Raw genomic sequence first — 23294 nt, 5'->3', positions numbered from 1 at the left:
AGGAGACAACTCCATGAGCCTCAATATTTTCTGGTTCCTGCCTACCCACGGCGACGGCCATTACCTTGGCACCGCCGAAGGCGCTCGCGCCGTTGATCACGGTTATCTGCAGCAAGTGGCCCAGGCGGCGGACCGCCTCGGGTTCGGTGGGGTGCTGATCCCTACCGGTCGCTCCTGCGAAGATTCGTGGCTGGTGGCGGCTTCGCTGATTCCGGTGACCCAGCGTTTGAAATTCCTTGTCGCACTGCGCCCCGGGATCATTTCCCCGACGGTGGCCGCGCGCCAGGCCGCGACCCTGGATCGCCTGTCCGGTGGCCGTGCACTGTTCAACCTGGTGACGGGCGGTGATCCGGAAGAGTTGGCCGGCGACGGTTTATTCTTGAGCCATGAAGAGCGCTACCAGGCCTCGGTGGAATTCACGCGGATCTGGCGGCGTGTGCTGGAAGGCGAAACCGTCGATTACGACGGCGAGCACATCAGTGTCAAAGGCGCGAAATTGCTCTACCCGCCGATCCAGCAGCCGCGTCCGCCACTGTACTTCGGCGGTTCCTCCGAAGCGGCCCAGGACCTGGCAGCCGAACAAGTGGAAATGGTGCTGACCTGGGGTGAGCCGCCGGCAGCTGTCGCGGAAAAAATCGCGCAGGTGCGGGCCAAGGCTGCGAAGCTGGGGCGCACCGTGCGCTTCGGTATTCGCCTGCATGTGATCGTGCGTGAAACCAACGAAGAGGCGTGGAAAGCCGCCGACAAACTGATCTCCCACCTGGACGACGACACCATCGCCCGTGCCCAGGCCTCCCTGGCGCGCTTCGATTCCGTCGGCCAGCAACGCATGGCTGCCTTGCATGGCGGCAACCGTGACAACCTGGAAGTCAGCCCCAACCTGTGGGCTGGCGTCGGCCTGGTACGCGGCGGTGCAGGCACCGCGCTGGTGGGCGATGGCCCAACCGTGGCGGAACGCGTGAAGGAATACGCCGCACTGGGCATCGACACCTTTATCTTCTCCGGTTACCCACACCTGGAAGAGTCGTATCGCGTCGCGGAACTGCTGTTTCCCCACCTGGATATCGAACGTCCCGAGCTGCCGAAAAGCGCCGGTTACGTCAGCCCGTTTGGCGAGATGGTCGCCAACGACATCCTTCCCAAAGCTGCGTCACAGAGTTGAGGCGCTGCCATGAACTTTGAAAAATTGAGCCATCGCGTGGCACCGTGGGTGCTACCGATTCTTTTGCTGGCGGTGTGGCAGTTGTCGGTGTCGGCGGGCTGGTTGTCGACGCGCATTCTGCCGGCGCCGAGCGCGGTGATTGAGGCCGGGATCAACCTGGTCCGCAGCGGCGAAATCTGGACGCACCTGGCCATCAGTGGCTGGCGTGCTGGCCTCGGCTTCGTGATCGGCGGCAGTATCGGCCTGGCCCTGGGTTTTATCACTGGCCTGTCGACGTGGGGCGAGCGCCTGCTGGACAGCTCGGTGCAGATGATCCGCAACGTGCCGCACCTGGCGCTGATCCCGCTGGTGATCCTGTGGTTCGGCATCGACGAAACCGCGAAGATTTTCCTGGTCGCCCTCGGCACGCTGTTCCCGATCTACCTGAACACCTACCACGGCATCCGCAACGTCGATCCGGCGCTGGTGGAAATGTCGCGCAGCTATGGTTTGTCCGGCTTCAGCCTGTTCCGTCAAGTGATCCTGCCGGGCGCGTTGCCTTCGATCCTGGTGGGCGTGCGTTTCGCACTGGGCTTTATGTGGCTGACGTTGATCGTGGCGGAAACCATCTCGGCCAGCTCCGGCATCGGTTATCTGGCGATGAACGCCCGCGAATTCCTGCAAACCGACGTGGTGGTCCTGGCCATTGTCATGTACGCCATCCTCGGCAAGCTCGCCGACCTGGCCGCCCGCGGCCTGGAGCGTGTGTGGCTGCGTTGGCACCCGGCTTACCAAGTGAATAAAGGAGGTGCGGCATGACCGCTCAACAACCTCCACGCCTGTTGAAGGGTATCCCGCTGGCGGTGCGCAAATTGCGCAAGGCCTTTGGTGCGCGGGAAGTGCTCAAGGACATCGACCTGCACATTCCGGCCGGCCAGTTCGTGGCCGTGGTCGGCCGCAGCGGCTGCGGTAAAAGTACTTTGCTGCGCTTGCTTGCCGGCCTGGACAAAGCCAGCGGCGGCGAGCTGCTGGCCGGTTCCGCGCCGCTGAGCGAGGCAATTGAGGACACGCGGTTGATGTTCCAGGAACCGCGTCTGCTCCCGTGGAAAAAGATCATCGACAACGTTGGCCTGGGCCTCAAGGGCAACTGGCGTCCCAAGGCGCTGGAAGCCCTGGAAGCGGTGGGCCTGGCGGAACGTGCCAATGAATGGCCAGCGGCCTTGTCCGGTGGCCAGAAGCAACGCGTGGCCCTGGCCCGTGCGCTGATCCACCAACCGCGCCTGTTGCTGCTGGATGAGCCGCTGGGTGCGCTGGATGCCCTGACCCGTATCGAGATGCAGCAATTGATCGAGAACCTCTGGCAAAAGCACGGTTTCACCGTGTTGCTGGTGACCCACGATGTCAGCGAAGCCGTGGCGATTGCCGACCGGGTGATCCTGATCGAAGACGGCGAAATCGGTCTCGACCTGATCGTGGACCTGCCGCGCCCACGGGTGCGGGGCTCACATCGCCTGGCCGCGCTGGAAGCCGAAGTATTGAACCGTGTGTTGTCGTTGCCCGGCACGCCGCCGGAACCCGAACCTGTTTCACCGCTGCCTACGCAACTGCGTTGGGCGCAATAAAGCAGCGGCAAGCTTTCAGCTTCACGCTGCAAGGGAAAGCAAAGTGCTTTGACTTGCAGCTGGTAGCTAACAACTTGCAGCTATTTCGACCCCAGGAGAAATCGCATGACTATTAAAGCCATCAACGTACGTAACCAATTCAAAGGCACCATCAAGGAAATCGTCGAAGGCGACGTGCTGTCGGAAATCGACGTACAGACCGCGTCCGGCATCGTCACTTCGGTGATCACCACGCGCTCGGTCAAAGAGCTGGAGCTGGTGATCGGCAGCGAAGTGATTGCCTTCGTGAAATCCACCGAGGTGTCGATCGCCAAGTTGTGATTGGCACCCTCGAAATCGCTATCGCAGGCAAGCCAGCTCCCACATTTAACGGCATTCCAACCTAGGAATGCGGTCAATGCGGGAGCGGGTTTGCTGGCGAAAAGGCCGGCCCCGCCAACGCAATACTTATCGTTTGGGCAGGTAGGGTGGCAGGTAAAGGCCCACATAGGCATCGAACACCCGCATGCCTTCCTCGGCCATGCGCGCAGTGATCTGCCCATGCTGATGCACCGAACGTGCGTACACGCGGTCGCTCAGCTCCAGCGCCAGGGCAAACACATCCACGTCCGTGGGCAGTGTCGGCACCTCGAAGTGGCGATTGAATACTTCGAGCATCAAATCCCCCAACTCCAGATCATGCTGGCGGTCCGCCTGGGTCACTTCGGTCAACCCGTGCTGGGCGAGGATCAGCTGACGTGCTGCCGCGTCGTTGCTGTAGATGGTGAGCATGCGTTGCTCGACGATGCAGGACAGGTCACGCCAGTGCTGGAGTGACTCATGCTCGATGGGCGCCTGGATGGCCGCCCGGAAGGCTGCGTGCACGTCTGCCGTGAGCGCCTCGAGCAGCGCCGGCACACTCGCAAAAAAGTGATACACCGACGACGGTGGAATCTGCGCACGCTCGGCCACGCTGTAGATCGACAGACTCGCCACGCCTTCGGCGGCCAGCAGGGTGCGGGCGGCATCGAGAATCGCGTCGATCCGTGCCTGGCTGCGGGCGCGGGGTTTGCGAGGGTGGCGGGGCGGGTGGTCATGGATGTCTCCTACAAGGCAGAGCGCATTGTACGCAGAGCTTAAGGATGATCCATACCTGTGAGGCGACTGTGTAGGTGTGGCAAGTGAGCCTGTTGTGGCATGCAGTCAACCAGGCAGGCAGCAACCAAGCAGACAGGCATACCAAGCGAACAGGCACCAAGCAGACAGGGCAGACCAAGCAGACAGACAGGCACACCCAGTGTGGCGAGCAGGCTTGCCCTGCGTTGGGCTGCGAAGCAGCCCCCTTCAAGCAGAACCCGATGCACCAGGTACACCAAGTCGCCCATTCCAGGACCGCTTCGCAGCCCAACGCAGGACAAGCCTGCTCACCACAACCGTCAGACGGTATGCAGGTACCAGTTGTACTCAAGGTCGGAGATGGAGTGTTCGAACTCTTCCAGCTCACTTTCCTTACAGGCGACGAAGATATCGATGTATTTAGGATCGATGTACTTGGCCATCACCTCGCTGTCGTCCAACTCACGCAGTGCATCACGCAGGTTGTTCGGCAGGCTTTGTTCGTTCTGCTCGTAGCTGTTGCCTTCCACCGGTGCGCCGGGTTCGATCTTGTTGGTCAGACCGTGGTGCACGCCTGCCAGGACCGAAGCCATCAGCAGGTAAGGGTTGGCGTCGGCGCCGGCCACGCGGTGCTCGATACGTACGGCGTCGGACGAGCCGGTCGGTACGCGAATCGCCACGGTGCGGTTATCCAGACCCCAGCACGGCGAGTTCGGCACGTAGAACTGTGCGCCAAAACGACGGTAGGAGTTGACGTTGGGGCACAGGAACGCCATTTGGGCGGGCAGGGTCTCGAGCACACCGCCGATCGCGTGACGCAATGCGGCGTTCTGCTCGGGATCCTCGCTGGCAAAGATATTCTTGCCGTCCTTGTCCAGGATCGAAATGTGTACGTGCAAACCGTTGCCTGCCTGGCCTGGGTAAGGCTTGGCCATGAAGGTGGTGTCCATCTCATGGTCGTAGGCGATGTTCTTGATCAGGCGCTTGAGCAGTACCGCGTAGTCGCAGGCCTTGATCGGGTCGGCCACGTGGTGCAGGTTCACTTCGAACTGTGCCGGGGCACTTTCCTTGACGATGGCGTCGGCCGGGATGCCTTGCTCTTTCGCACCTTCCAGGATGTCCTGGAGGCAGTCGACGTATTCGTCGAGGTCGTCGATCAGGTAGACCTGTGTCGAGTGCGGGCGTTTGCCGGAGATCGGCGAGCGGGGCGGTTGTGGGCGGCCGTTCACGTTCTCCTGGTCGATCAGGTAGAACTCGAGTTCGAAGGCAGCGCAGATGGTCAGACCGAGGTCGTCAAATTTGCTTACAACTTGGCGGAGCACTTCGCGCGGATCGGCGAAGAAAGGTTCACCTTCAAGTTCGTGCATGGTCATCAGCAGTTGCGCGGTAGGGCGCTTTTGCCAGGGTTCATTGCACAGGGTGTCGGGGATCGGATAACAGATTCGGTCAGCATCACCGATGTCCAGGCCCAGGCCGGTGCTTTCCACCGTAGAGCCGTTGATATCCAGGGCAAATAAAGAGGCAGGCAGGTTAATGCCCTTCTCGTAAACCTTGTGGAGGCTGGTGCGTTCGATGCGCTTGCCGCGCACCACACCATTCATATCCGCAATTAGAAGGTCTACGTACAGAACCTCAGGATGATCCTTAAGGAACGCGTTCGCTTCGTTAAGCTGAACGGCACGCGGGGGTACCGACATGATGCAACACCTTTGTTGTTAAAAATATCAATCATTGATCTTTTCTGGTTTCAGTCAACCCGAACGGCATGCCGAAGTCAAGCGAGGCCTTTTTTGCCCTAAAAAAGCGCCACGAAGGCTTTTTTGGGGCTTTTTGGGGCGGTTTTTTGGGTTTGAAGGGCTTGGGACTCGCAGGCTTGAGCGGGCCGTGTTGTATTTTTTACGGGGGTGTTGTGTAAAAAAATGAACAAGGCTAAGCTCGATTCAAACCCATAACAGCAATAATACCGGGGTGCTTCATGTGTTTCCTGCCGCCACTTGGCGTCTCGGCCTGCTCCACGCAGGCGTTGTCATCCGTTCATTCATCCTGTGTGAACGCCCGCGCCCCGGCCAATATTCTTGACGCCTGGGCGGACCTCTTCTTTGCCCCTTTGCTGCCCTCGAATTTGCCTGTGAACGGTGCCTGCGCCAGGTGCTGCTCATGATTCTGCACGACTTTGGCTTGAGGAATGCAACGCTGCAGCAAATGGCAGGTAAGCTCCTACCCTGAACGAAGAGACGACGCGGATGCTGCGTCAACCAACGCCTGACCTTTTAATGGATGTCAGGAAACCCAGCCCAGAGGCATTTATGAGTAACAACCTCGACCAGCTCACCGATTGGTTGAAAGACCACAAGATCACAGAAGTCGAATGCATGATTGGCGACCTGACGGGGATCACCCGGGGCAAGATCTCGCCGACCAACAAGTTCATCGCCGAAAAAGGCATGCGCCTGCCCGAGAGCGTTCTGTTGCAGACCGTGACCGGCGACTATGTCGAAGACGACATCTATTACGAATTGCTCGACCCGGCCGACATCGACATGATCTGCCGCCCCGACCAGAACGCGGTGTTCCTGGTGCCCTGGGCCATCGAGCCCACCGCCCAGGTGATCCACGATACCTACGACAAGCAAGGCAACCCGATCGAGCTGTCGCCGCGCAACGTGCTCAAGAAAGTCCTCAAGCTCTACGCCGACCGCGGCTGGCAGCCCATCGTGGCGCCGGAGATGGAGTTCTACCTGACCAAACGCTGCGAAGACCCGGACTTCCCGCTGCAACCGCCGATCGGCCGTTCCGGTCGCCCGGAGACCGGTCGCCAATCCTTCTCTATAGAAGCGGCGAACGAATTCGACCCCTTGTTCGAAGACGTCTACGACTGGTGCGAGCTGCAGGAGCTGGACCTCGACACGCTGATCCACGAGGACGGCACCGCGCAGATGGAAATCAACTTCCGTCACGGCGATGCGCTGTCCCTGGCCGACCAGATCCTGGTGTTCAAGCGCACCATGCGCGAAGCCGCGCTCAAGCACGACGTGGCCGCCACCTTCATGGCCAAGCCGATGACCGGCGAGCCCGGCAGCGCGATGCACCTGCACCAGAGCATCATCGACATCGCCACCGGCAAGAACGTCTTCTCCAATGAAGACGGGACCATGAGCCAGCTGTTTCTCAACCACATTGGCGGCCTGCAGAAATTCATCCCTGAATTGCTGCCGCTGTTCGCTCCCAACGTGAACTCGTTCCGTCGCTTCCTGCCGGACACCTCGGCGCCGGTGAACGTGGAGTGGGGCGAAGAAAACCGCACCGTCGGCCTGCGTGTGCCGGATGCCGGCCCGCAGAACCGCCGCGTGGAAAACCGCCTGCCGGGCGCCGACGCCAACCCGTACCTGGCGATTGCCGCCAGCCTGCTGTGCGGCTACATCGGCATGGTCGAAGGCCATAACCCGAGTGCGCCGGTGGTGGGCCGTGGTTACGAGCGCCGCAACCTGCGCCTGCCGTTGACCATCGAGGATGCCCTGGAACGCATGGAAAACAGCAAGACCATCGAGAAATACCTGGGTCAAAAATTCATCACAGGCTACGTCGCGGTCAAGCGGGCCGAGCATGAAAACTTCAAGCGCGTGATCAGTTCGTGGGAGCGGGAATTCCTGCTCTTCGCCGTCTGATGCGCCGGGCGCGCCGTGGGAACGGCGCGCCCTCACCTGAAATGTCTAGGAGATTGGTATGTCCAGCAACAACCCGCAAACCCGTGAATGGCAAGCCTTGAGCAGCGATCATCACCTGGCGCCGTTCAGCGACTTCAAGCAATTGAAAGAGAAAGGCCCACGGATCATCACCAAAGCCCACGGCGTTTACCTGTGGGACAGCGAAGGCAACAAGATCCTCGACGGCATGGCCGGCCTGTGGTGCGTGGCGATCGGTTACGGTCGCGATGAACTGGCTGACGCCGCCGCCAAGCAGATGAAAGAACTGCCGTACTACAACCTCTTCTTCCAGACCGCTCACCCGCCGGTGCTGGAACTGGCCAAGGCCATTTCCGACATCGCCCCCGCCGGCATGAACCACGTGTTCTTCACCGGTTCCGGCTCCGAAGGCAACGACACCATGTTGCGCATGGTTCGCCACTACTGGGCGATCAAGGGCCAGCCGAACAAGAAAACCATTATCTCGCGCAAGAATGGCTATCACGGCTCCACCGTGGCCGGTGCCAGCCTGGGCGGCATGACCTATATGCATGAGCAGGGCGACCTGCCGATCCCGGGCATCACCCACATCGCCCAGCCGTACTGGTTCGGTGAAGGCGGCGACATGAGCCCGGAAGAGTTCGGCGTGTGGGCGGCCAACCAGCTGGAAGAAAAAATTCTGGAGCTGGGCGTGGACAACGTGGGTGCGTTTATTGCCGAGCCGATCCAGGGCGCCGGTGGCGTGATCGTACCGCCAGCCACCTACTGGCCGCGCATCAAGGAAATCCTCGCCAAGTACGACATCCTGTTTATCGCTGATGAAGTGATCTGCGGTTTCGGCCGTACTGGTGAGTGGTTCGGCAGCGATTTCTATGACCTCAAGCCGCACATGATGACCATCGCCAAGGGCCTGACCTCGGGCTATATCCCGATGGGTGGCCTGATCGTGCGCGACGAAGTGGTCGCGGTGCTGAACGAAGGCGGCGATTTCAACCACGGCTTCACCTATTCCGGTCACCCGGTGGCGGCAGCAGTCGCCCTGGAAAACATCCGCATCATGCGTGATGAACAAATTGTTAAGCGTGTGCATGACGAAACGGCACCCTATTTGCAAAAGCGTTTGAGGGAGCTGGCTGATCACCCGTTGGTGGGTGAAGTTCGCGGTGTGGGCATGCTCGGTGCAATCGAGCTGGTGCAGGACAAGGCGACGCGCAAGCGTTACGAAGGCCGTGGTGTGGGCATGATCTGCCGCACGTTCTGCTTCGAGAATGGCCTGATCATGCGCGCCGTGGGCGACACCATGATCATTTCGCCGCCGCTGGTGATCAGCAAGGCTGAAATCGACGAGCTGGTGACCAAGGCGCGGCAGTGCCTGGACCTGACTTTGGCGGCATTGCAGGGCTAAGTGCTAGGCTCAGTGCGCAGCGGCTTCGGGCGCTGCGTCTGGGTTGTTATAAAAACGGGGCTTTGGTTGAAAGCCGGCCCCGGAACTTGCCAGACTGTCGCCCTGTTTTGTTGCCCTTTCGAAGGGCTGCCAGACACAAGAGCTGTGGCCCAAAAAAGAAAAAATTGGAGCATCACCAAATGAAGGCATTAGGTTTGAAGAACGCTGGCAAGACTCTCCTCGCCTTGTCCCTGATGGGCGCAATGGCGGGCGCGGCCCAGGCAGACGATAAAGTGCTGCACGTCTACAACTGGTCCGACTACATTGCACCGGACACCATCGCCAACTTTGAAAAAGAGTCGGGCATTAAAGTGGTGTACGACGTTTTTGACAGCAACGAGACCCTGGAGGCCAAGTTGCTGGCAGGCAAGTCCGGCTACGACATCGTCGTACCGTCGAACAACTTCCTCGCCAAGCAGATCAAGGCCGGCGTCTACCAGGAGCTGGACAAGTCCAAGCTGTCCAACTACGGCAACCTGAACAAGTCCTTGCTCAAAGCCGTGTCGGTCAGCGACCCGGACAACAAGCACGCCTTCCCGTACATGTGGGGCTCGATCGGCATCGGCTACAACCCGGAGAAGGTCAAGGCTGCGCTCGGCGTCGACAAGATCGATTCCTGGGACGTGCTGATGAAGCCGGAAAACATCGCCAAGCTGAAAAGCTGCGGCGTGAGCTTCCTCGACTCGCCAACCGAAATGCTGCCGGTGGCGCTGCACTACCTGGGCCTGCCGACCGACACCCAGAAGAAAGAAGACCTGAAGAAAGCCGAAGAACTGTTCCTCAAGTTGCGTCCTTCGATCGGCTACTTCCACTCGTCCAAGTACATTTCGGACCTGGCCAACGGCAACATCTGCGTCGCCGTGGGTTACTCGGGTGACATCCAGCAGGCCAAGTCCCGCGCGGCTGAAGCCGGTGGCAAGGTCAAGGTTGCCTACGACATTCCGAAAGAAGGCGCCGGCAGTTTCTATGACATGGTCGCCATCCCTAAAGATGCCGAGAACGTCGAAGCCGCCTACAAGTTCATGAACTACCTGCTCGAGCCGAAAGTAATGGCGGCGATCACCGACAGCGTACGTTTCCCGAACGGTAACGAGAAAGCCACCGCACTGGTCGACAAAGACATCACCAGCGACCCGGGCATCTACCCGCCAGCGGATGTGCAGGCCAAGCTCTACGCCATTGCAGACTTGCCGGCTGCTACACAGCGTGAAATGACACGCAGCTGGACCAAGATCAAGTCGGGCAAGTAAGCCTTAAAACCTGTGGGAGGGGGCTTGCCCCCGATGGCGTTGTATCAGAAACACCTGTGCAAGCTGACACACCGCCATTGGGGGCAAGTCCCCCTCACACACATTAAATGACAGAAAGTTTTGCCGGATCGGTTTATCGAGGGTAAGTTGCGCGCCGGTTTTGTTGCCGGGCAACAACTTTGGGCCCAACTATTTAAGAGGACCTCCACTTGCCATTTTCTTTATTTCGCAAAGCCTTGCTGGTAGGTGCAGGTATCACGCTGGCTGTCAGCGTGCAGGCCGCACCGACTGTGCATGTTTATAACTGGTCGGACTACATCGGCCCGGACACCCTGGCCAACTTCGAGAAGGCCACCGGTATCAAGCCGGTGTATGACGTGTTTGATTCCAACGAAACCCTGGAAGGCAAGTTGCTCGCCGGGCGTACCGGCTACGACGTGGTAGTGCCGTCCAACCACTTCCTGGGCAAGCAGATCAAGGCCGGGGCGTTCCAGAAGCTCGACAAGTCATTGCTGACGAACTACGCCAATCTCGACCCGGTGTTGCTCAAGCGCCTGGAAAAGAACGACCCGGGTAACCAGTACTCCGTACCGTACCTGTGGGGCACCAACGGCATTGGTTACAACGTCGATAAAGTGAAGGAAGTGCTGGGCGTCGACCATATCGATTCCTGGGCCGTGCTGTTCGAACCGGAAAACATGAAGAAGCTGGCGACCTGCGGTGTGTCGTTCATGGACTCGGCGGATGAAATGCTGCCGGCGGTGCTCAACTACATGGGCCTGAACCCCAACAGCACCAACCCCGAGGACTACAAGAAGGCCGAAGAGAAGCTGCTGAAAGTTCGGCCCTACGTGACCTACTTCCATTCTTCCAAATACATCTCGGACCTGGCCAACGGCAACATCTGCGTGGCAGCGGGCTTCTCAGGTGATGTGTTCCAGGCCAAGGCGCGTGCGGCCGAGGCGGGCAAAGGCGTGAACATCGCCTACGCGATTCCGAAAGAAGGCGGCAACCTGTGGTTTGACGTGTTGGCGATCCCCAAGGATGCGACCAACGTCAAAGAGGCCCACGCCTTTATCAACTATTTGCTGCAACCTGAGGTGATCGCCCAGGTCAGTGATTACGTCGGTTACGCCAACCCTAACCCGGGGTCGGACAAACTGATGAAGCAATCGATACGCACCGACGAAGCGGTTTACCCACCGCAGGCGGTTCTCGACCGGACATTCGTCAACTTCGAGCTACCCCCGAAAGTGCAACGTTTAATGACCCGTAGCTGGACCAAGGTCAAGACGGGCAAGTAAGGCTTAAAGCTCAAACTATCCAAGGTTCGCCCGCCACGGGTGAACCGCACTCTTTTTTTCTGGGAGTTTCGTAAATGGCAGTTGCCTCCGGCGCCTATAAGAAAGCCCTCGAGGGCGACCAGACACCGAAAAAGGTGCTGGTCAAAATCGACCGGGTCACGAAGAAGTTCGACGAGACGATTGCCGTGGACGATGTGTCCCTGGAAATCAAGAAGGGCGAGATCTTCGCCCTGCTCGGCGGTTCGGGTTCGGGCAAGTCCACCTTGCTGCGCATGCTCGCGGGTTTCGAACGCCCGACCGAGGGGCGCATCTACCTCGACGGCGAAGACATCACTGACATGCCGCCCTACGAGCGGCCGATCAACATGATGTTCCAGTCCTACGCCCTGTTCCCGCACATGACCGTCGCGCAGAACATCGCCTTCGGCCTGCAACAGGACAAGATCCCCAAGGCCGAGGTCGACGCCCGCGTGGCCGAAATGCTCAAGCTGGTGCAGATGAGCCAGTACGCCAAGCGCAAGCCGCACCAGCTCTCCGGTGGCCAGCGCCAGCGGGTGGCGTTGGCGCGGTCGCTGGCCAAGCGTCCGAAACTGCTGCTGCTCGATGAGCCGATGGGCGCCCTCGACAAGAAACTGCGCTCGCAGATGCAGCTGGAGCTGGTCGAGATCATCGAGCGCGTCGGCGTGACCTGCGTGATGGTGACCCACGACCAGGAAGAGGCCATGACCATGGCCGAGCGCATCGCGATCATGCACCTGGGCTGGATCGCCCAGATCGGCAGCCCGATCGACATCTACGAGACCCCTACCAGCCGCCTGGTGTGCGAGTTCATCGGCAACGTCAACATCTTCGATACCGTGGTGGTGGATGACGCCGAAGGCCACGCGGTGCTCAAGTGCGCCGACCTGGACCGCGATATCTACGTGGGCTACGGCATCGCCACGTCGGTGGAAGACAAGTCGGTGACCTACGCCATTCGCCCGGAAAAACTGCTGGTCACCACCGAAATGCCGACCTGCGAGCACAACTGGTCCAGTGGCAAGGTGCACGACATCGCCTACCTCGGCGGGCACTCGGTGTTCTACGTGGAACTGCCAAGCGGCAAGCTGGTGCAGTCCTTCGTGGCCAACGCCGAGCGCCGTGGCCAACGACCGACCTGGGGTGACCAGGTCTACGTTTGGTGGGAAGACGACAGCGGCGTGGTACTTCGCTCATGAATATGAAGAAGCTCAAGCGCCGCCTGCAACGAATAACCCCCAGTGGCCGTCATGCGGTCATTGGCATTCCCTTCCTGTGGCTGTTCCTGTTCTTCATGCTGCCGTTCTTCATCGTCCTGAAGATCAGCTTTGCCGAAGCCGACGTGGCGATCCCGCCTTACACCGAGATCTACACCTTCGTTGAGCAGAAACTGCAGTTGGTGCTCAACCTGGCCAACTACGCGATGCTCGGCGACGACGAGTTGTACATCGCCGCGTACCTGGGCTCGCTGAAAATGGCGTTCTTCAGCACGCTGCTGTGCCTGCTGATCGGCTACCCGATGGCCTACGCGATTGCCAGCGCGCGCAAAGAGATGCAGACCGTACTGGTGCTGCTGATCATGATGCCGACCTGGACTGCGATCCTGATCCGCGTGTATGCGTGGATGGGCATCCTCAGCAACAACGGGCTGCTCAATGGCTTCCTGATGTCCATCGGGCTGATCAACGAGCCGCTGCAGATCCTCAACACCAACATCGCGGTGTACATCGGCGTGGTCTATTCGTACCTGCCGTTCATGATCCTGCCGCTGTACGCCAACCTGGTGAAACACGACCAGAGCCTGCTGGAAGCCGCTTCGGACCTGGGTTCGAGCACCTTCAACAGTTTCTGGAAGATCACTGTGCCGCTGTCCAAGAACGGCATCATCGCCGGCTGCATGCTGGTGTTTATCCCGGTGGTGGGCGAGTTCGTGATTCCGGAACTGCTGGGCGGCCCGGAAACCCTGATGATCGGTAAAGTGTTGTGGCAAGAATTCTTCAACAACCGTGACTGGCCGGTGGCGTCTGCCCTGGCGGTGGTGATGCTGGCGATCCTGATCGTGCCGATCATCCTGTTCAACCGCAGCCAAGCCAAAGAGATGGAGGGCAAAATATGAAGCGCTTCAGTTTCTCAAGCTTCATGCTGGTGGCGGGGTTGTTGTTTATCTACCTGCCGATGCTGATCCTGGTGATCTACTCGTTCAACGAATCCAAACTGGTGACGGTGTGGGGCGGTTGGTCGATCAAGTGGTACGTGGGCCTGCTGGACAACACCCAGTTGATGGGCTCGGTGATGCGCTCGCTGGAAATCGCCTGCTACACGGCGGTGGCGGCAGTGGCGTTGGGTACGTTGGCGGCGTTCGTGCTGACACGCATCAGTCACTTCAAGGGCCGCACGCTGTTCGGCGGCCTGGTGACGGCGCCGCTGGTGATGCCGGAAGTGATCACCGGTCTGTCGCTGTTGCTGTTGTTCGTGGCCATGGCGCAGATGATCGGCTGGCCCCAGGAGCGTGGCATCGTCACGATCTGGATCGCCCACACCACCTTCTGTGCGGCGTACGTGGCGGTGGTAGTGTCGGCGCGTCTGCGGGAGCTGGACCTGTCGATCGAAGAGGCGGCGATGGACCTCGGCGCGCGGCCGTGGAAGGTGTTCTTCCTGATCACCATCCCGATGATCGCGCCGTCATTGGCGGCGGGTGGGATGATGTCCTTCGCGCTGTCGCTGGATGACCTGGTACTGGCCAGCTTCGTGTCGGGCCCGGGATCGACCACTTTGCCGATGGAAGTGTTCTCGGCGGTACGCCTGGGGGTCAAACCCGAGATCAACGCCGTGGCCAGCCTGATTCTGCTGGCGGTGTCGCTGGTGACCTTCCTGGTGTGGTTCTTCAGCCGCCGTGCCGAAGAGCTGCGCAAGAAGGCGATCCAGCAGGCGATTGAAGAGGCGGCGGCCGATGGCTGGCAGCAGCCGGACAAGCGCCGGGCGCCGGCTCCGGTCTAAAACCCGGCGCGGTCGAAATGTGCGGGCTTTTGTGGTGAGGGGGCTTGTCCCCCGTTGGGCTGCGCAGTTGCCCCAAAACCGGATACCGCATTCTGTCTGAAAGAATGCGGTGGCCGAAGGGGGCCGCTGCGCGGCCCAACGGGGGACGAGCCCCCTCGCCACAGGGTTCGGGGGGTTAGGCTACCCAGGGCGATTTGCGAATCACCTCGACAAAATTCATCGGCTTGAACCCCGGCTCCTGATCCACCAGCACATCGGTCTTCACGTTGCCAAACGTGGTCTGCGGACGATGGCGCAAGCCGTCGGCAAATGCGCAGATGATGCACTCCTTGAACCCCTCACCCCGTGGATGCGCATGCACCACCGCTTCGCGCTGCACAGTGCTGAATGCGGCGTAGTCCATGCCCAGCACGTCCATTTCCACGCCGGCGGTGACCAGCGCCACGGTCGGGCGCAGGTGTTGCGGCACGCCCGGCGTAGTGTGCAGGGCGATCGACAGCCACACTTGTTCGATATCGTCATCGCTCAGGCCGTAGGGCTTGAGGAACGCGGCGGCGGCATTGGCGCCATCGACTTCGAAACGCTCGTCGTCACTGCGATGGCCCTCGACCAGGCCCAGGTCGTGGAACATCGCGCCGACGTACAACAGCTCCGGGTTGTAGGCCAACTGTTTGCGCTCACCGCTCAATGCGCCGAACAGGAACACCCGGCGGGAGTGGTGGTAGAGCAGGTCGGATTCGATGTCGCGGATGTATTCGGTAGTGGCCTTGGCCAAGGCGCTGTCCGGGATCTTGATGCCGGCGATGGTGGTGCTCATGGTCGTTCTCCTCAGGCAAGCGCCGGGGTTGGCGCCGAGGTGTCCAGTGTGGTCGCGCACCCGCGAACGGGCCATCGCGGCGAGGATGCGATCCCGGCCAATGTGCTGCCACATCGTGCCAAGACAAAATCGGCTAGGGTGTAGCTGGCGATTGATCCATCGAAGCCTGCGAAAATCAAAATGTGGGAGCGGGCTTGCTCGCGAATGCGGTGATTCAGTCAACACCTGTATCAACTGACATACCGTATTCACGAGCAAGCCCGCTCCCACAGGGGATTTGTGTTCATTCAGTTAATCAAGGCTTACCACCCATGGGCAAAACCGTCGCCATCCTGATCTTCCCCGGCGTCCAGTCTCTGGACGTGACCGGCCCCATGGATGTGTTCTGCGAGGCCAACCGTTTTCTGGCGCCGCCGGATCACTACCAACTGGAAGTCATCGGTTTTGGCCACGGCACGATGGCCGCCTCCAACGGCCTGTCATTGCAGGCCCACCGGCATTACAGCGAGGCGCTGCAGGCCTATGACCTGCTGCTGGTAGCCGGTGGCCCGCAATTGCCGTTCGAGGATTTCGGCCCGGCGTTCGATGATTGGCTGCGCGGCGCCGCTGGCCGGGCGCAACGCTATGGTTCGATCTGCAATGGTGCGTTCATGCTGGCCCGCGCCGGATTGCTGGAGGGCAAGACCGTCACCACCCACTGGAATGATGCCGCCGACCTGGCGCGGTTGTGCCCCTCGGCCCAGGTCGAGGCCGATCGGCTGTATGTGCAGGATGCCAACCTCTACACCTCGGCCGGGGTCACGGCGGGTATCGATTTGTCGTTGTACCTGCTAGCCCAGGACCACGGCCCGGAGGTCGCCTTGAGTGTGGCCAAGCGCCTGGTGGTGTTCACCCAGCGTTCTGGCGGGCAATCGCAGTTCAGCCCGTTCCTGACGCCTCACGCTGAAAGTACCTCGGCGGTGGCGCTGGTGCAGTTGTACGTGCTGGCCAACCTGACCGGAGACCTGGGCATCGCCGACCTGGCCAAGGCTGCCAACATGAGCGCGCGCAACTTCTCGCGGGTGTTCGCCCGTGAAGCGCGGATCACTCCGGCGGAGTTTGTCGAGCGGGCGCGGGTGGATGCGGCGCGGGTGATGCTTGAAAGTAGCCCGGCGCCGTTGAAGACGGTCGCCTACCAATGCGGGTTTCGTGACGCGCAGCACATGCGCAGTGTGTTCAACCGCCGGCTGGGCGTGACGCCGCAACAGTTCCGGCTCAACTTTGCGGCGCCGGTTTGAGGGGGGTGAGCGTGGGTCGACCTGTGGGAGCTGGCTTGCCTGCGATACAGGCACCTCGGTCCCTCGCGGAAACAGAGGTGATGCGCCAGCTCCCACAGTGATCGCGGTTATCTGGCTGGGAGCAGCTTCAACGTGCCGCGCGTATTCGCGGTGACTTCCTCGTCACTGAAATGCGCCTGCTCGTAGCCCCCTTCGATGTAGGTTTCTGCCTGGTCGCCGTAGTGCTTGTCGAACGGCACGCCGCTTTGCCCGACCGGGTTGATGGTGAGGGCGTGGGCCACGTCGGCGAAGTCGATCAGGCGACGCGTCGACGGGCCGTACGTGACTGGCCACGGCGCCGGGCCGATGTTCGCCGACTGGTTGTTCGGCACTTCGTGGGTGCCGGGGGCCGGGAAGGGGCCGACGTTGACGATCAGGTCCAATGGCTTCTGCGAGCCCAGCGGGTGGCCATGGGTGAGGGTGTGCGCCTTGCCCCACTGCCACTGGCTCGGATCATCGCCGAAGGTCGCCTTGAGGTGCGCGAGGCTGTTGTCCCAGGCGAGCTTGACCGTGTCGGCGCGCTTACCGTCCCACCACGGCGAGTCGGCACTGGCCGCGAGGCGAGGCAAGGCGGCGTCGATCACGCGGGTGCCGAGCAGGGTCTTGAACATGCCATCGCCCAGTTTCGGGTGGAAGGTGGCGTCGGCCAGGTTGAACAGGAACTGGTTGAACAGGGTGGCACTGGTGGAGTCCAGCGAGTAATCGCCTTTCCACGTGGCCAACTGCTCCACCAGTTTCAGCTGCGCCGGATCCTTGACCACTTCACGCAGTACCGGCAGCAGCGGTGCCAACAGGCGTGGGCCGAAGGCGGTGGTGGTGCCGAGCTGCAACGCCTGGCTGTTATTCACGTCCCACTTCACGCTCTTGTCGCTCAACTGCGTGTTCAACTGCTGGCCACGGTCGGCGAGGTTGTAATAACCGGCGATCTCCATGCCGGTGGGCGATACCGGCTGGGCGTTGGCGGACACCACATAACCGCGCGCCGGGTTTTCTTCCTGGGGGTTGGCGCTGAAGGGGTAGAACCCCAGCTTGTCGGCCTGTGCCGTGCTGCCGTCGAGAATAAACCCAGGATTGACCCCGGCCGGGCGAATCGGCAACTGCGCCGCCGCCCACCAGCCGATATCACCCTTGGCATTTGCCCAGACGATATTCAGCCCCGGCGCCGAGACCTTGGCCGCCGCCGCGCGCGCCTTGGCCAGGGTGTCGGCGCGGTTGAGCTGGTAGAAGCCTTCGAGGATCGGGTTCTGGGTATCGAGGAACGCCCACCACATGGCGATCGGCGTGTTGCCGCCGTTCTCGCCAAGCACGTCATTGATGATCGGCCCATGGGGCGACTGGCGCAGCGTCAGTGTCACGGGCGCCTGGCCCTTTACGGCGATCTGCTGCTCACTGTGGGTCATGTCGACCCACTGGCCGTGGTACCAGACCTGGTTGGCGTTGTCCGGGTTGACCTTCTCGGCGATCAGGTCGAGGTCATCGTTCTGGAACATGGTCAGGCTCCAGCCGAAGTCCAGGTTGTGCCCCAGGAAGGCCACCGGCACTAGCGCGTTGTGATAACCGTACAACTCGAAGCCCGGCGCGGAGAGTTGCGCCTCGTACCACACCGACGGCACCGAGAAGCGGATATGCGGGTCACCCGCCAGCAACGGTTTGCCGCTCTTGGTGCGGCTGCCGCTGATGGCCCAGGCGTTGCTGCCTTCGAACTGCGGCAGGCCGTTGTCCGCCAGGGCCTGCTCGCTCAGGGAGGCGAGGGCGCCGAGGGTCTTCCAGTCGCTGTCGGCCAGGTTGAGCGCACCCTTGGGTTGCCAGTCCAGGTCGAAGACCTTGAGGTAGTCGCTGCCCAACTGGTCGCGTACGTAAGTCAGCAAGGGCTCGGTACGAAAGGCCGCGGCAAAGCTGTAGGCCATGTACCCGGCGACGCTGATGGTGTCTTCCGCGGTGAACGGCCGCTTGGGGATGCCCAGCACGTCGAATTCCATCGGACTGGCGTGGCTGTCCTGATACTGGTTGATGCCGTCCAGATAGGCTTGCAGTGCCTTCCAGTGCGCCGACTCATGGTCCAGTTGCGCCACGTAGGTGGCAGCACGGTCGCGAATGCGCAGGCTGCGAAACAGCTTGTCGGTCTCCAGCACCTTGGGGCCGAGCACCTCGGCCAATTCGCCGCGCGCCAGGCGCCGCATGATTTCCATCTGGAACAGACGGTCCTGGGCATGCACGTAGCCGAGGGCGCGGTACAGGTCGCTCTCGTTCTCGGCGCGAATGTGTGGCACGCCACGGTCGTCGTAGCGCACGGTGACCGTGCCTTGCAGGTTCGCCAGTGTTTCGGTGCCCTGGCGGGTCGGCTGCTTGCTGTAGACATACCAGCCGGCGCCGGCCAGGAGGGCGGCAATCAGGATAGCGAGCACGGTCAGGCTGCGTTTCATGGACGGTCCTTGAGTCATTCACCTTGAAGGTCAAGGGAGTCTAATCGGTTTGGTGGACACTGCGGGAAATGCTGGTATTGCATCTTGATGCGTCTCGCCGACAGCCGAGGTTCAAGTGGGGAACGCCCCGAAGCGGCTATTATTGCACCTGTCATCTTTGAGCTTTTTGCCATGACTTGCGCCATGCAACCGATGCCCGACTCCAGCCGTCCCCAGGTTGCCTACGCGTGCAGCCTGGAAGCGCAGTCACTGATCGGGCGCTTTTTGCAGCACCCGCCGGTGGGCTTTGATGCACGGCTATCGGACCAGGGCCTGCCCTATTTCTTTACCCCGTTCGACCTGTTGACCACCGCCGACGATGCGTTCGTCAAGCGTGTGCGCGGTTGGCCCGGCTATCGCTTCTGGAACCGCTGGCTGCGAATCGACAGCTGCTTCGTGGGCACCACCGTCAGTGAATACTCACCGCTGCCCCAGGGGGTGGCGCCCGAGGACCTCGCGCAGTGGCTGCAACATGGGTGTGCGCCGCAGCGCAAACTCACCATCGTCAAAGACGTGCCGTGCAACTCCCCACTGCTCAGCGAGGCGGACAACCGCTACGCGCAAGCGCTGATCGATGACTGCACCCGACGCGGCTTTATCAGCCTCGAGGGCCAGGCGCTGGCGTATGTGCCGATCAACTTCACCACGATTGATGAGTACCTGGCGCGTTTGTCCCACAGCCGGCGTCGCAATATCCGACGCAAGCTGCGCAGTCGTGAGGCGTTGCGCGTGGAGATCCTCGACACCGGCGATGCGCGCTTCAACGATGAAGCCTGGCTGGCGCATTTGTATGGGCTGTACCGGGCGGTGTACGACCAGAGCGAGATCCATTTCGACCTGCTCACCCCTGAGTTCTTCAGCAGCCTGCTGAGGGACGCCGACAGCAACGGGCGCGTGTTCTGCTATTGGCACTGCGATGAACTGATCGGCTACAACCTGTGCTACGTGGAGGGCGACAAGCTGCTCGACAAGTACATTGGCCTCAACTACCCGCAGGCGCTGGAGTTCAACCTGTACTTCGTCAGCTGGTTCGTGAACCTGGAGTACGCCGTGGCCAATGGCCTGAAGTTTTATGTGGCGGGCTGGACCGACCCGCAGGTCAAGGCCAGCCTCGGCGCGGACTTCACCTTGACCCGCCACCTGGTGTGGATACGCAACCCACTGTTGCGCACGCTCGGCAAGCGATTGCGCCATCACTTTGAAGGCGAGGGGCAGTGGCACCAGGAGAAAACCGAATGAACACGGACCGAGCCCCGCTGATTCTGGACTTCGATGGCGCCGTCAGTGATATTCCCGGCGCGATCACCCTGGCGCTGCAGGACTGGCAGGAAAAGATCCGTTTTGGCTGTCGCTGGGCGCAATTCAATGCGCTGGAAACGGCCCTGGACGCGCAGATGCCCAGCGATTACGGCTGTGTGTTCACCGGCAGCGGCGACTATCACCACCTCAGCCAACTGTTGCTGAACCGCCTGCCGATGCAGCAGAAATTCCAGCTGATCATTTGTGACAATCACCCGGACAACATGCGCTACCCGTTCGGTATCCACTGCGGCTCATGGGTCTACTGGGCCAGCCGTTTGCGCCAGGTCGAGCATGTGCATGTACTCGGCATTGGCTCGCAGGACATCGGCCTGGGCCATGCCTGGGAAAATCACTGGTCGCCGCTGCTCAAGCGCAAGTTGACCTACTGGAACGTCAACGTCGATACCCGTTGGATGAACTGGATCGGCGCCGGTCGCAGCAATCGCGCCTTCGGCAACCCGGATGAGTTGATGCGTGCGTTCCTGGCGCAGTTTGACCGCTCGCTGCCGGTGTACCTGTCCATCGATAAAGACGTGCTGAGCCCGCAGGTGGTGAACACCAACTGGGACCAGGGTGAGTTTCTGGAGCACCATTTGACTGACCTGATCAGCGCTTGCCAGGGCCAGGTCATCGGCGCAGACATCACCGGCGATGTGTCGGCCTACCACTATGAAAGCCGATTCAAGCGCTGGCTGAGTGCGTCCGACGGCCAGGAAGCCTTGCCTGAGGCGCAGGTGCAGATCTGGCAACAGCAGCAGAACGCTCTGAACAGTCGCCTGGTGGCACACATCAATCAGGCCTGGCGACGATAACCTTGAGTTGGTCGACTATCTGCTCGAACAGCGCATCGCTCAGCCAATGGCTGTTGCTGATCGACAGCGTGCGGGCAGCGAAGGCCTGGGCTCGAGTGATATCGCCACCCGGCTGCAACAGCGGCAGTACCTCGGCGTAGCCCGGCAAGGTGTGGATAAACAGGCGGGTCACGCCCAAGCCTGAGGTCCACAGCCGGGCCATGGCCGCATCGCGGGCGTCTGCAGAGGGCATCACCACCATCAGGAATGGCCAGGTGCCTTGCTGCCCTGGCCTGTCCATGATCACCGTGACGCCGGGCAAGGTGTTCAAGCGCGCTGCACGGCGCAAAGCGCGGGCGCGGCCTTGTTGCAGGTGGTCCGGCAAGCGAGCCAGTGCCGCCGCGCCGACCTTCTGGCGATAGCCGCCCAGGCGGTGCAGCGGGATGTCGTAGACCGAAAAGTCATCGCCCACTGCGGCCACTTCATCCCCATTGGCCAGCGCCTTGCGCAACGCGTTGCCATACACGTAATGCAGGCCGCGTGGTTGATAGAGCAGGGCGTAGCCCCACAGTTCGGCGCTGCGTTGCAGCTCCCAGCGCAGGCTGAAGGGCAGGTCCTGTCGGCAGTGGCGGTGCAGCGCCTGATGCAGCACCGGGTCGCGACTGAACAGCACGCCGCCTTCGGCGGTGGTCAGCCCTTTGCCCAGCGCCATGCTGAAAAACCCCACATCGCCCTTGAGCCCGACGCTGCGGCCATCGTCGAGTGCGCCCATGGCTTGCGCGGCGTCTTCAATGATCGCCGCGCCGACCGCGCCGGCAATGCGTTTGGCCGCGTCGACATCCGCCACGCGCCCGGCCAGGTGGGTGACCACCACGGCCAAGGTGCTTTCATCGCACAGCTGTGCCAGTTGCTGCTCGTCCAGGTCGATGCTGTCGGGCTGCAAATCACAGGGTACGACGCGCAGCGGCGGGCAGTAGTGGGCGGCCAGCGCCACCAGCGGGCAGGTGTAGGCCGGCACGATGAGCCGGGTGCGGCCGGGCATGCGTTGCTGCAAGACGCGCAGGGCGATAATCAGTGCTGCGGTGCCGGAGCAGGTCAGGGTGGGGAGTGGCAGCGAAAATTGACGGGCCAGCGCCGGGGCCAGGTCGCCCGAGAGGTTGAGCAAATCCCGCCAGCGCAAGGGCAGGCCTGCGGTGGGTGGGATTTCCCACCGGCGGGTCATGAGGCGGGGGCCTGCGACGGCTCGACCTCGACCTGTTGACTGTCTTTGTCTTCGCTACGCGCCAGGCACAGGATCCCGGCAATAATCAGCGCGCCGCCGACGATTTTCGGCAGGGTCAGGGTGTCGTCGAACAGCCACACGGAGATCAGCGTGACACTGATCAGCTCCAGGTGAGACGCCGCGAACGCCGGGCCCACCGGGGCGTACTTGAGCAAGGTCATCCAGGTGAAGAACGCGCCGATGTAGCCGACGAACGCGCCGTAGATCCACGGTGCGCCAAACACGCGCACCAGCCACGCGGCGTCCAACGTCAGCGGCTCGGCGTGCACCGAGGCGAATTTGAAGCTCACCTGCGCCAATGTGTCGAAAACGATCAGCGCGAGGAAACCGAGGATATAGAAGCGCTTCATCATTCAAACCCCACGACGGTCACGCCACAGGCGATCAGCATGATGCCGATCAACCGCCATTTGCTCAGGCTCTCCTTGAACAGGAAACGGCCGGCAATCATGATCACGACGATGTTGATCGAGCCCAGCATCACCCCGACCGACAACGGCACCAGCGTCAGGAACGCCAGCCACAATACGAATTCGAAGACGTAGCAGATCACGCCCAGCCAGATCCACGGGCGCTTGAGCATGTGTTTCCAGTGGGCGATACCGTCATGCTCGGCACTGGCCGACGCGGCGGCCTTGAAGGCCAGCTGGCCGGAGGTGTCGACGATAACGTTCAGCATCCAGAGGATGATGGTTAACTGGCTCATGTATTCCTACGCTTACACTCTCTGCGAAAACGTACGATACAGCAGCCGGTTGACCGGGTGATTG

General features: G+C 61.3%; 20 protein-coding genes and 1 pseudogene. 14 read left to right on the top strand and 7 right to left on the bottom strand.

The annotated features are described in order from the left end of the window. Positions 1-13 precede the first annotated feature (13 nt). The 4 genes from ssuD (at position 14) to JFU04_RS28170 (ending at position 3084) form a co-directional block, all read left to right on the top strand. Positions 14-1162 (top strand): FMNH2-dependent alkanesulfonate monooxygenase, encoded by a 1149-nt coding sequence (gene ssuD / locus JFU04_RS28185; RefSeq protein WP_065902304.1) that lies wholly within the window; start codon positions 14-16, stop codon positions 1160-1162. A gap of 9 nt (positions 1163-1171) precedes the next feature. Further along, the gene (gene ssuC / locus JFU04_RS28180; protein WP_065902302.1) at positions 1172-1960 is read left to right on the top strand and encodes an aliphatic sulfonate ABC transporter permease SsuC; all 789 of its coding nucleotides are present in this window, start codon (positions 1172-1174) and stop codon (positions 1958-1960) included. Next, positions 1957-2763, top strand: coding sequence for an aliphatic sulfonates ABC transporter ATP-binding protein (gene ssuB, locus JFU04_RS28175; protein ID WP_201146093.1), 807 nt, complete (start codon positions 1957-1959; stop codon positions 2761-2763). Before ssuC ends, ssuB begins: the two co-directional genes overlap by 4 nt. A gap of 105 nt (positions 2764-2868) precedes the next feature. Further along, the gene (locus JFU04_RS28170; protein WP_003213899.1) at positions 2869-3084 is read left to right on the top strand and encodes a TOBE domain-containing protein; all 216 of its coding nucleotides are present in this window, start codon (positions 2869-2871) and stop codon (positions 3082-3084) included. A gap of 126 nt (positions 3085-3210) precedes the next feature. Here the strand turns inward: JFU04_RS28170 and JFU04_RS28165 are convergent. After that, positions 3211-3839 (bottom strand): annotated as a pseudogene (locus tag JFU04_RS28165) (TetR/AcrR family transcriptional regulator). Between the two features lie 339 nt (positions 3840-4178). Continuing rightward, a complete protein-coding gene (locus JFU04_RS28160; protein WP_003213894.1) occupies positions 4179-5555 on the bottom strand; it encodes a glutamine synthetase family protein in 1377 nt (458 codons plus the stop codon). A 609-nt stretch (positions 5556-6164) separates the two neighbouring features. Here JFU04_RS28160 and JFU04_RS28155 point away from each other — a divergent pair. The 7 genes from JFU04_RS28155 (at position 6165) to JFU04_RS28125 (ending at position 14554) form a co-directional block, all read left to right on the top strand. Then, positions 6165-7523, top strand: a complete 1359-nt coding sequence (locus JFU04_RS28155; protein WP_065902296.1) for a glutamine synthetase family protein — start codon at positions 6165-6167, stop codon at positions 7521-7523. Between the two features lie 58 nt (positions 7524-7581). Then, entirely contained in the window at positions 7582-8946 is a 1365-nt protein-coding gene (locus JFU04_RS28150) for an aspartate aminotransferase family protein (protein WP_065902292.1), read from the top strand. 194 nt (positions 8947-9140) lie between these two features. Next, a complete protein-coding gene (locus JFU04_RS28145; protein ID WP_065902887.1) occupies positions 9141-10235 on the top strand; it encodes a polyamine ABC transporter substrate-binding protein in 1095 nt (364 codons plus the stop codon). Between the two features lie 209 nt (positions 10236-10444). Further along, on the top strand, positions 10445-11539 hold the full coding sequence (locus JFU04_RS28140; RefSeq protein WP_106802349.1) for a polyamine ABC transporter substrate-binding protein: 1095 nt from the start codon (positions 10445-10447) through the stop codon (positions 11537-11539). 74 nt (positions 11540-11613) lie between these two features. Then, positions 11614-12756 carry an ABC transporter ATP-binding protein gene (locus JFU04_RS28135; RefSeq protein WP_065902288.1) on the top strand — a complete coding sequence of 381 codons (1143 nt, stop codon included), beginning with the start codon at positions 11614-11616 and terminating at the stop codon, positions 12754-12756. Beyond that, the gene (locus JFU04_RS28130) at positions 12753-13673 is read left to right on the top strand and encodes an ABC transporter permease subunit (RefSeq protein ID WP_065902286.1); all 921 of its coding nucleotides are present in this window, start codon (positions 12753-12755) and stop codon (positions 13671-13673) included. Before JFU04_RS28135 ends, JFU04_RS28130 begins: the two co-directional genes overlap by 4 nt. Then, positions 13670-14554, top strand: coding sequence for an ABC transporter permease subunit (locus tag JFU04_RS28125; RefSeq protein ID WP_065902284.1), 885 nt, complete (start codon positions 13670-13672; stop codon positions 14552-14554). Before JFU04_RS28130 ends, JFU04_RS28125 begins: the two co-directional genes overlap by 4 nt. Before the next feature lie 175 nt (positions 14555-14729). Here the strand turns inward: JFU04_RS28125 and JFU04_RS28120 are convergent, their stop codons facing one another. Further along, entirely contained in the window at positions 14730-15371 is a 642-nt protein-coding gene (locus JFU04_RS28120) for an HD domain-containing protein (RefSeq protein WP_065902282.1), read from the bottom strand. Positions 15372-15682: 311 nt separating this feature from the next. Here JFU04_RS28120 and JFU04_RS28115 point away from each other — a divergent pair, with 311 nt between their 5' ends. Continuing rightward, on the top strand, positions 15683-16648 hold the full coding sequence (locus JFU04_RS28115; RefSeq protein WP_201146092.1) for a GlxA family transcriptional regulator: 966 nt from the start codon (positions 15683-15685) through the stop codon (positions 16646-16648). 107 nt (positions 16649-16755) lie between these two features. On the opposite strand, the gene JFU04_RS28110 is transcribed toward JFU04_RS28115, so the two are convergent. Further along, positions 16756-19110 carry a penicillin acylase family protein gene (locus tag JFU04_RS28110; protein ID WP_201146091.1) on the bottom strand — a complete coding sequence of 785 codons (2355 nt, stop codon included), beginning with the start codon at positions 19108-19110 and terminating at the stop codon, positions 16756-16758. A 171-nt stretch (positions 19111-19281) separates the two neighbouring features. On the opposite strand from JFU04_RS28110, the gene JFU04_RS28105 reads away from it, so the two are divergent. Both JFU04_RS28105 and JFU04_RS28100 read left to right on the top strand, forming a co-directional pair. Next, complete coding sequence (locus JFU04_RS28105; protein WP_201146090.1) at positions 19282-20388, top strand: GNAT family N-acetyltransferase; 1107 nt, start codon at positions 19282-19284, stop codon at positions 20386-20388. Then, positions 20385-21263 (top strand): hypothetical protein, encoded by an 879-nt coding sequence (locus JFU04_RS28100; RefSeq protein ID WP_201146089.1) that lies wholly within the window; start codon positions 20385-20387, stop codon positions 21261-21263. The genes JFU04_RS28105 and JFU04_RS28100 overlap by 4 nt, the downstream gene beginning before the upstream one ends. Here JFU04_RS28100 and JFU04_RS28095 read toward each other — a convergent pair. The 3 genes from JFU04_RS28095 to JFU04_RS28085 are packed head-to-tail and all read right to left on the bottom strand — an operon-like array spanning position 21241 to position 23230. After that, positions 21241-22464 (bottom strand): DegT/DnrJ/EryC1/StrS family aminotransferase, encoded by a 1224-nt coding sequence (locus JFU04_RS28095; protein WP_201146088.1) that lies wholly within the window; start codon positions 22462-22464, stop codon positions 21241-21243. The two genes, JFU04_RS28100 and JFU04_RS28095, sit on opposite strands and share 23 nt — an antisense overlap. Further along, positions 22461-22874: a DMT family transporter gene (locus JFU04_RS28090; RefSeq protein WP_106802356.1), complete on the bottom strand. Its 414-nt coding sequence runs from the start codon at positions 22872-22874 to the stop codon at positions 22461-22463. Before JFU04_RS28090 ends, JFU04_RS28095 begins: the two co-directional genes overlap by 4 nt. Beyond that, positions 22874-23230 (bottom strand): EamA family transporter, encoded by a 357-nt coding sequence (locus JFU04_RS28085; protein WP_065902270.1) that lies wholly within the window; start codon positions 23228-23230, stop codon positions 22874-22876. The genes JFU04_RS28090 and JFU04_RS28085 overlap by 1 nt, the downstream gene beginning before the upstream one ends. Positions 23231-23294 lie beyond the last annotated feature (64 nt).

Source organism: Pseudomonas sp. TH21 (genome assembly GCF_016651025.1).
Classification (GTDB): domain Bacteria; phylum Pseudomonadota; class Gammaproteobacteria; order Pseudomonadales; family Pseudomonadaceae; genus Aquipseudomonas; species Aquipseudomonas aylmerensis.
Note: the sequence above shows the minus strand (reverse complement) of the source record. Positions and strands in the feature narration are given on the sequence as shown.

Coding starts and splice junctions, on each gene's coding strand:
- JFU04_RS28135 (WP_065902288.1), top strand. CDS start 11,614: ATGGCAGTTGCCTCCGGCGCCTATAAGAAAGCCCTCGAGGGCGACCAG.
- JFU04_RS28130 (WP_065902286.1), top strand. CDS start 12,753: ATGAATATGAAGAAGCTCAAGCGCCGCCTGCAACGAATAACCCCCAGT.
- JFU04_RS28100 (WP_201146089.1), top strand. CDS start 20,385: ATGAACACGGACCGAGCCCCGCTGATTCTGGACTTCGATGGCGCCGTC.
- ssuC (WP_065902302.1), top strand. CDS start 1,172: ATGAACTTTGAAAAATTGAGCCATCGCGTGGCACCGTGGGTGCTACCG.
- JFU04_RS28170 (WP_003213899.1), top strand. CDS start 2,869: ATGACTATTAAAGCCATCAACGTACGTAACCAATTCAAAGGCACCATC.
- JFU04_RS28090 (WP_106802356.1), bottom strand. CDS start 22,874: ATGAAGCGCTTCTATATCCTCGGTTTCCTCGCGCTGATCGTTTTCGAC.
- JFU04_RS28105 (WP_201146090.1), top strand. CDS start 19,282: ATGACTTGCGCCATGCAACCGATGCCCGACTCCAGCCGTCCCCAGGTT.
- JFU04_RS28110 (WP_201146091.1), bottom strand. CDS start 19,110: ATGAAACGCAGCCTGACCGTGCTCGCTATCCTGATTGCCGCCCTCCTG.
- JFU04_RS28115 (WP_201146092.1), top strand. CDS start 15,683: ATGGGCAAAACCGTCGCCATCCTGATCTTCCCCGGCGTCCAGTCTCTG.
- JFU04_RS28150 (WP_065902292.1), top strand. CDS start 7,582: ATGTCCAGCAACAACCCGCAAACCCGTGAATGGCAAGCCTTGAGCAGC.
- JFU04_RS28120 (WP_065902282.1), bottom strand. CDS start 15,371: ATGAGCACCACCATCGCCGGCATCAAGATCCCGGACAGCGCCTTGGCC.
- ssuB (WP_201146093.1), top strand. CDS start 1,957: ATGACCGCTCAACAACCTCCACGCCTGTTGAAGGGTATCCCGCTGGCG.
- JFU04_RS28095 (WP_201146088.1), bottom strand. CDS start 22,464: ATGACCCGCCGGTGGGAAATCCCACCCACCGCAGGCCTGCCCTTGCGC.
- JFU04_RS28125 (WP_065902284.1), top strand. CDS start 13,670: ATGAAGCGCTTCAGTTTCTCAAGCTTCATGCTGGTGGCGGGGTTGTTG.
- JFU04_RS28085 (WP_065902270.1), bottom strand. CDS start 23,230: ATGAGCCAGTTAACCATCATCCTCTGGATGCTGAACGTTATCGTCGAC.
- JFU04_RS28155 (WP_065902296.1), top strand. CDS start 6,165: ATGAGTAACAACCTCGACCAGCTCACCGATTGGTTGAAAGACCACAAG.
- ssuD (WP_065902304.1), top strand. CDS start 14: ATGAGCCTCAATATTTTCTGGTTCCTGCCTACCCACGGCGACGGCCAT.
- JFU04_RS28160 (WP_003213894.1), bottom strand. CDS start 5,555: ATGTCGGTACCCCCGCGTGCCGTTCAGCTTAACGAAGCGAACGCGTTC.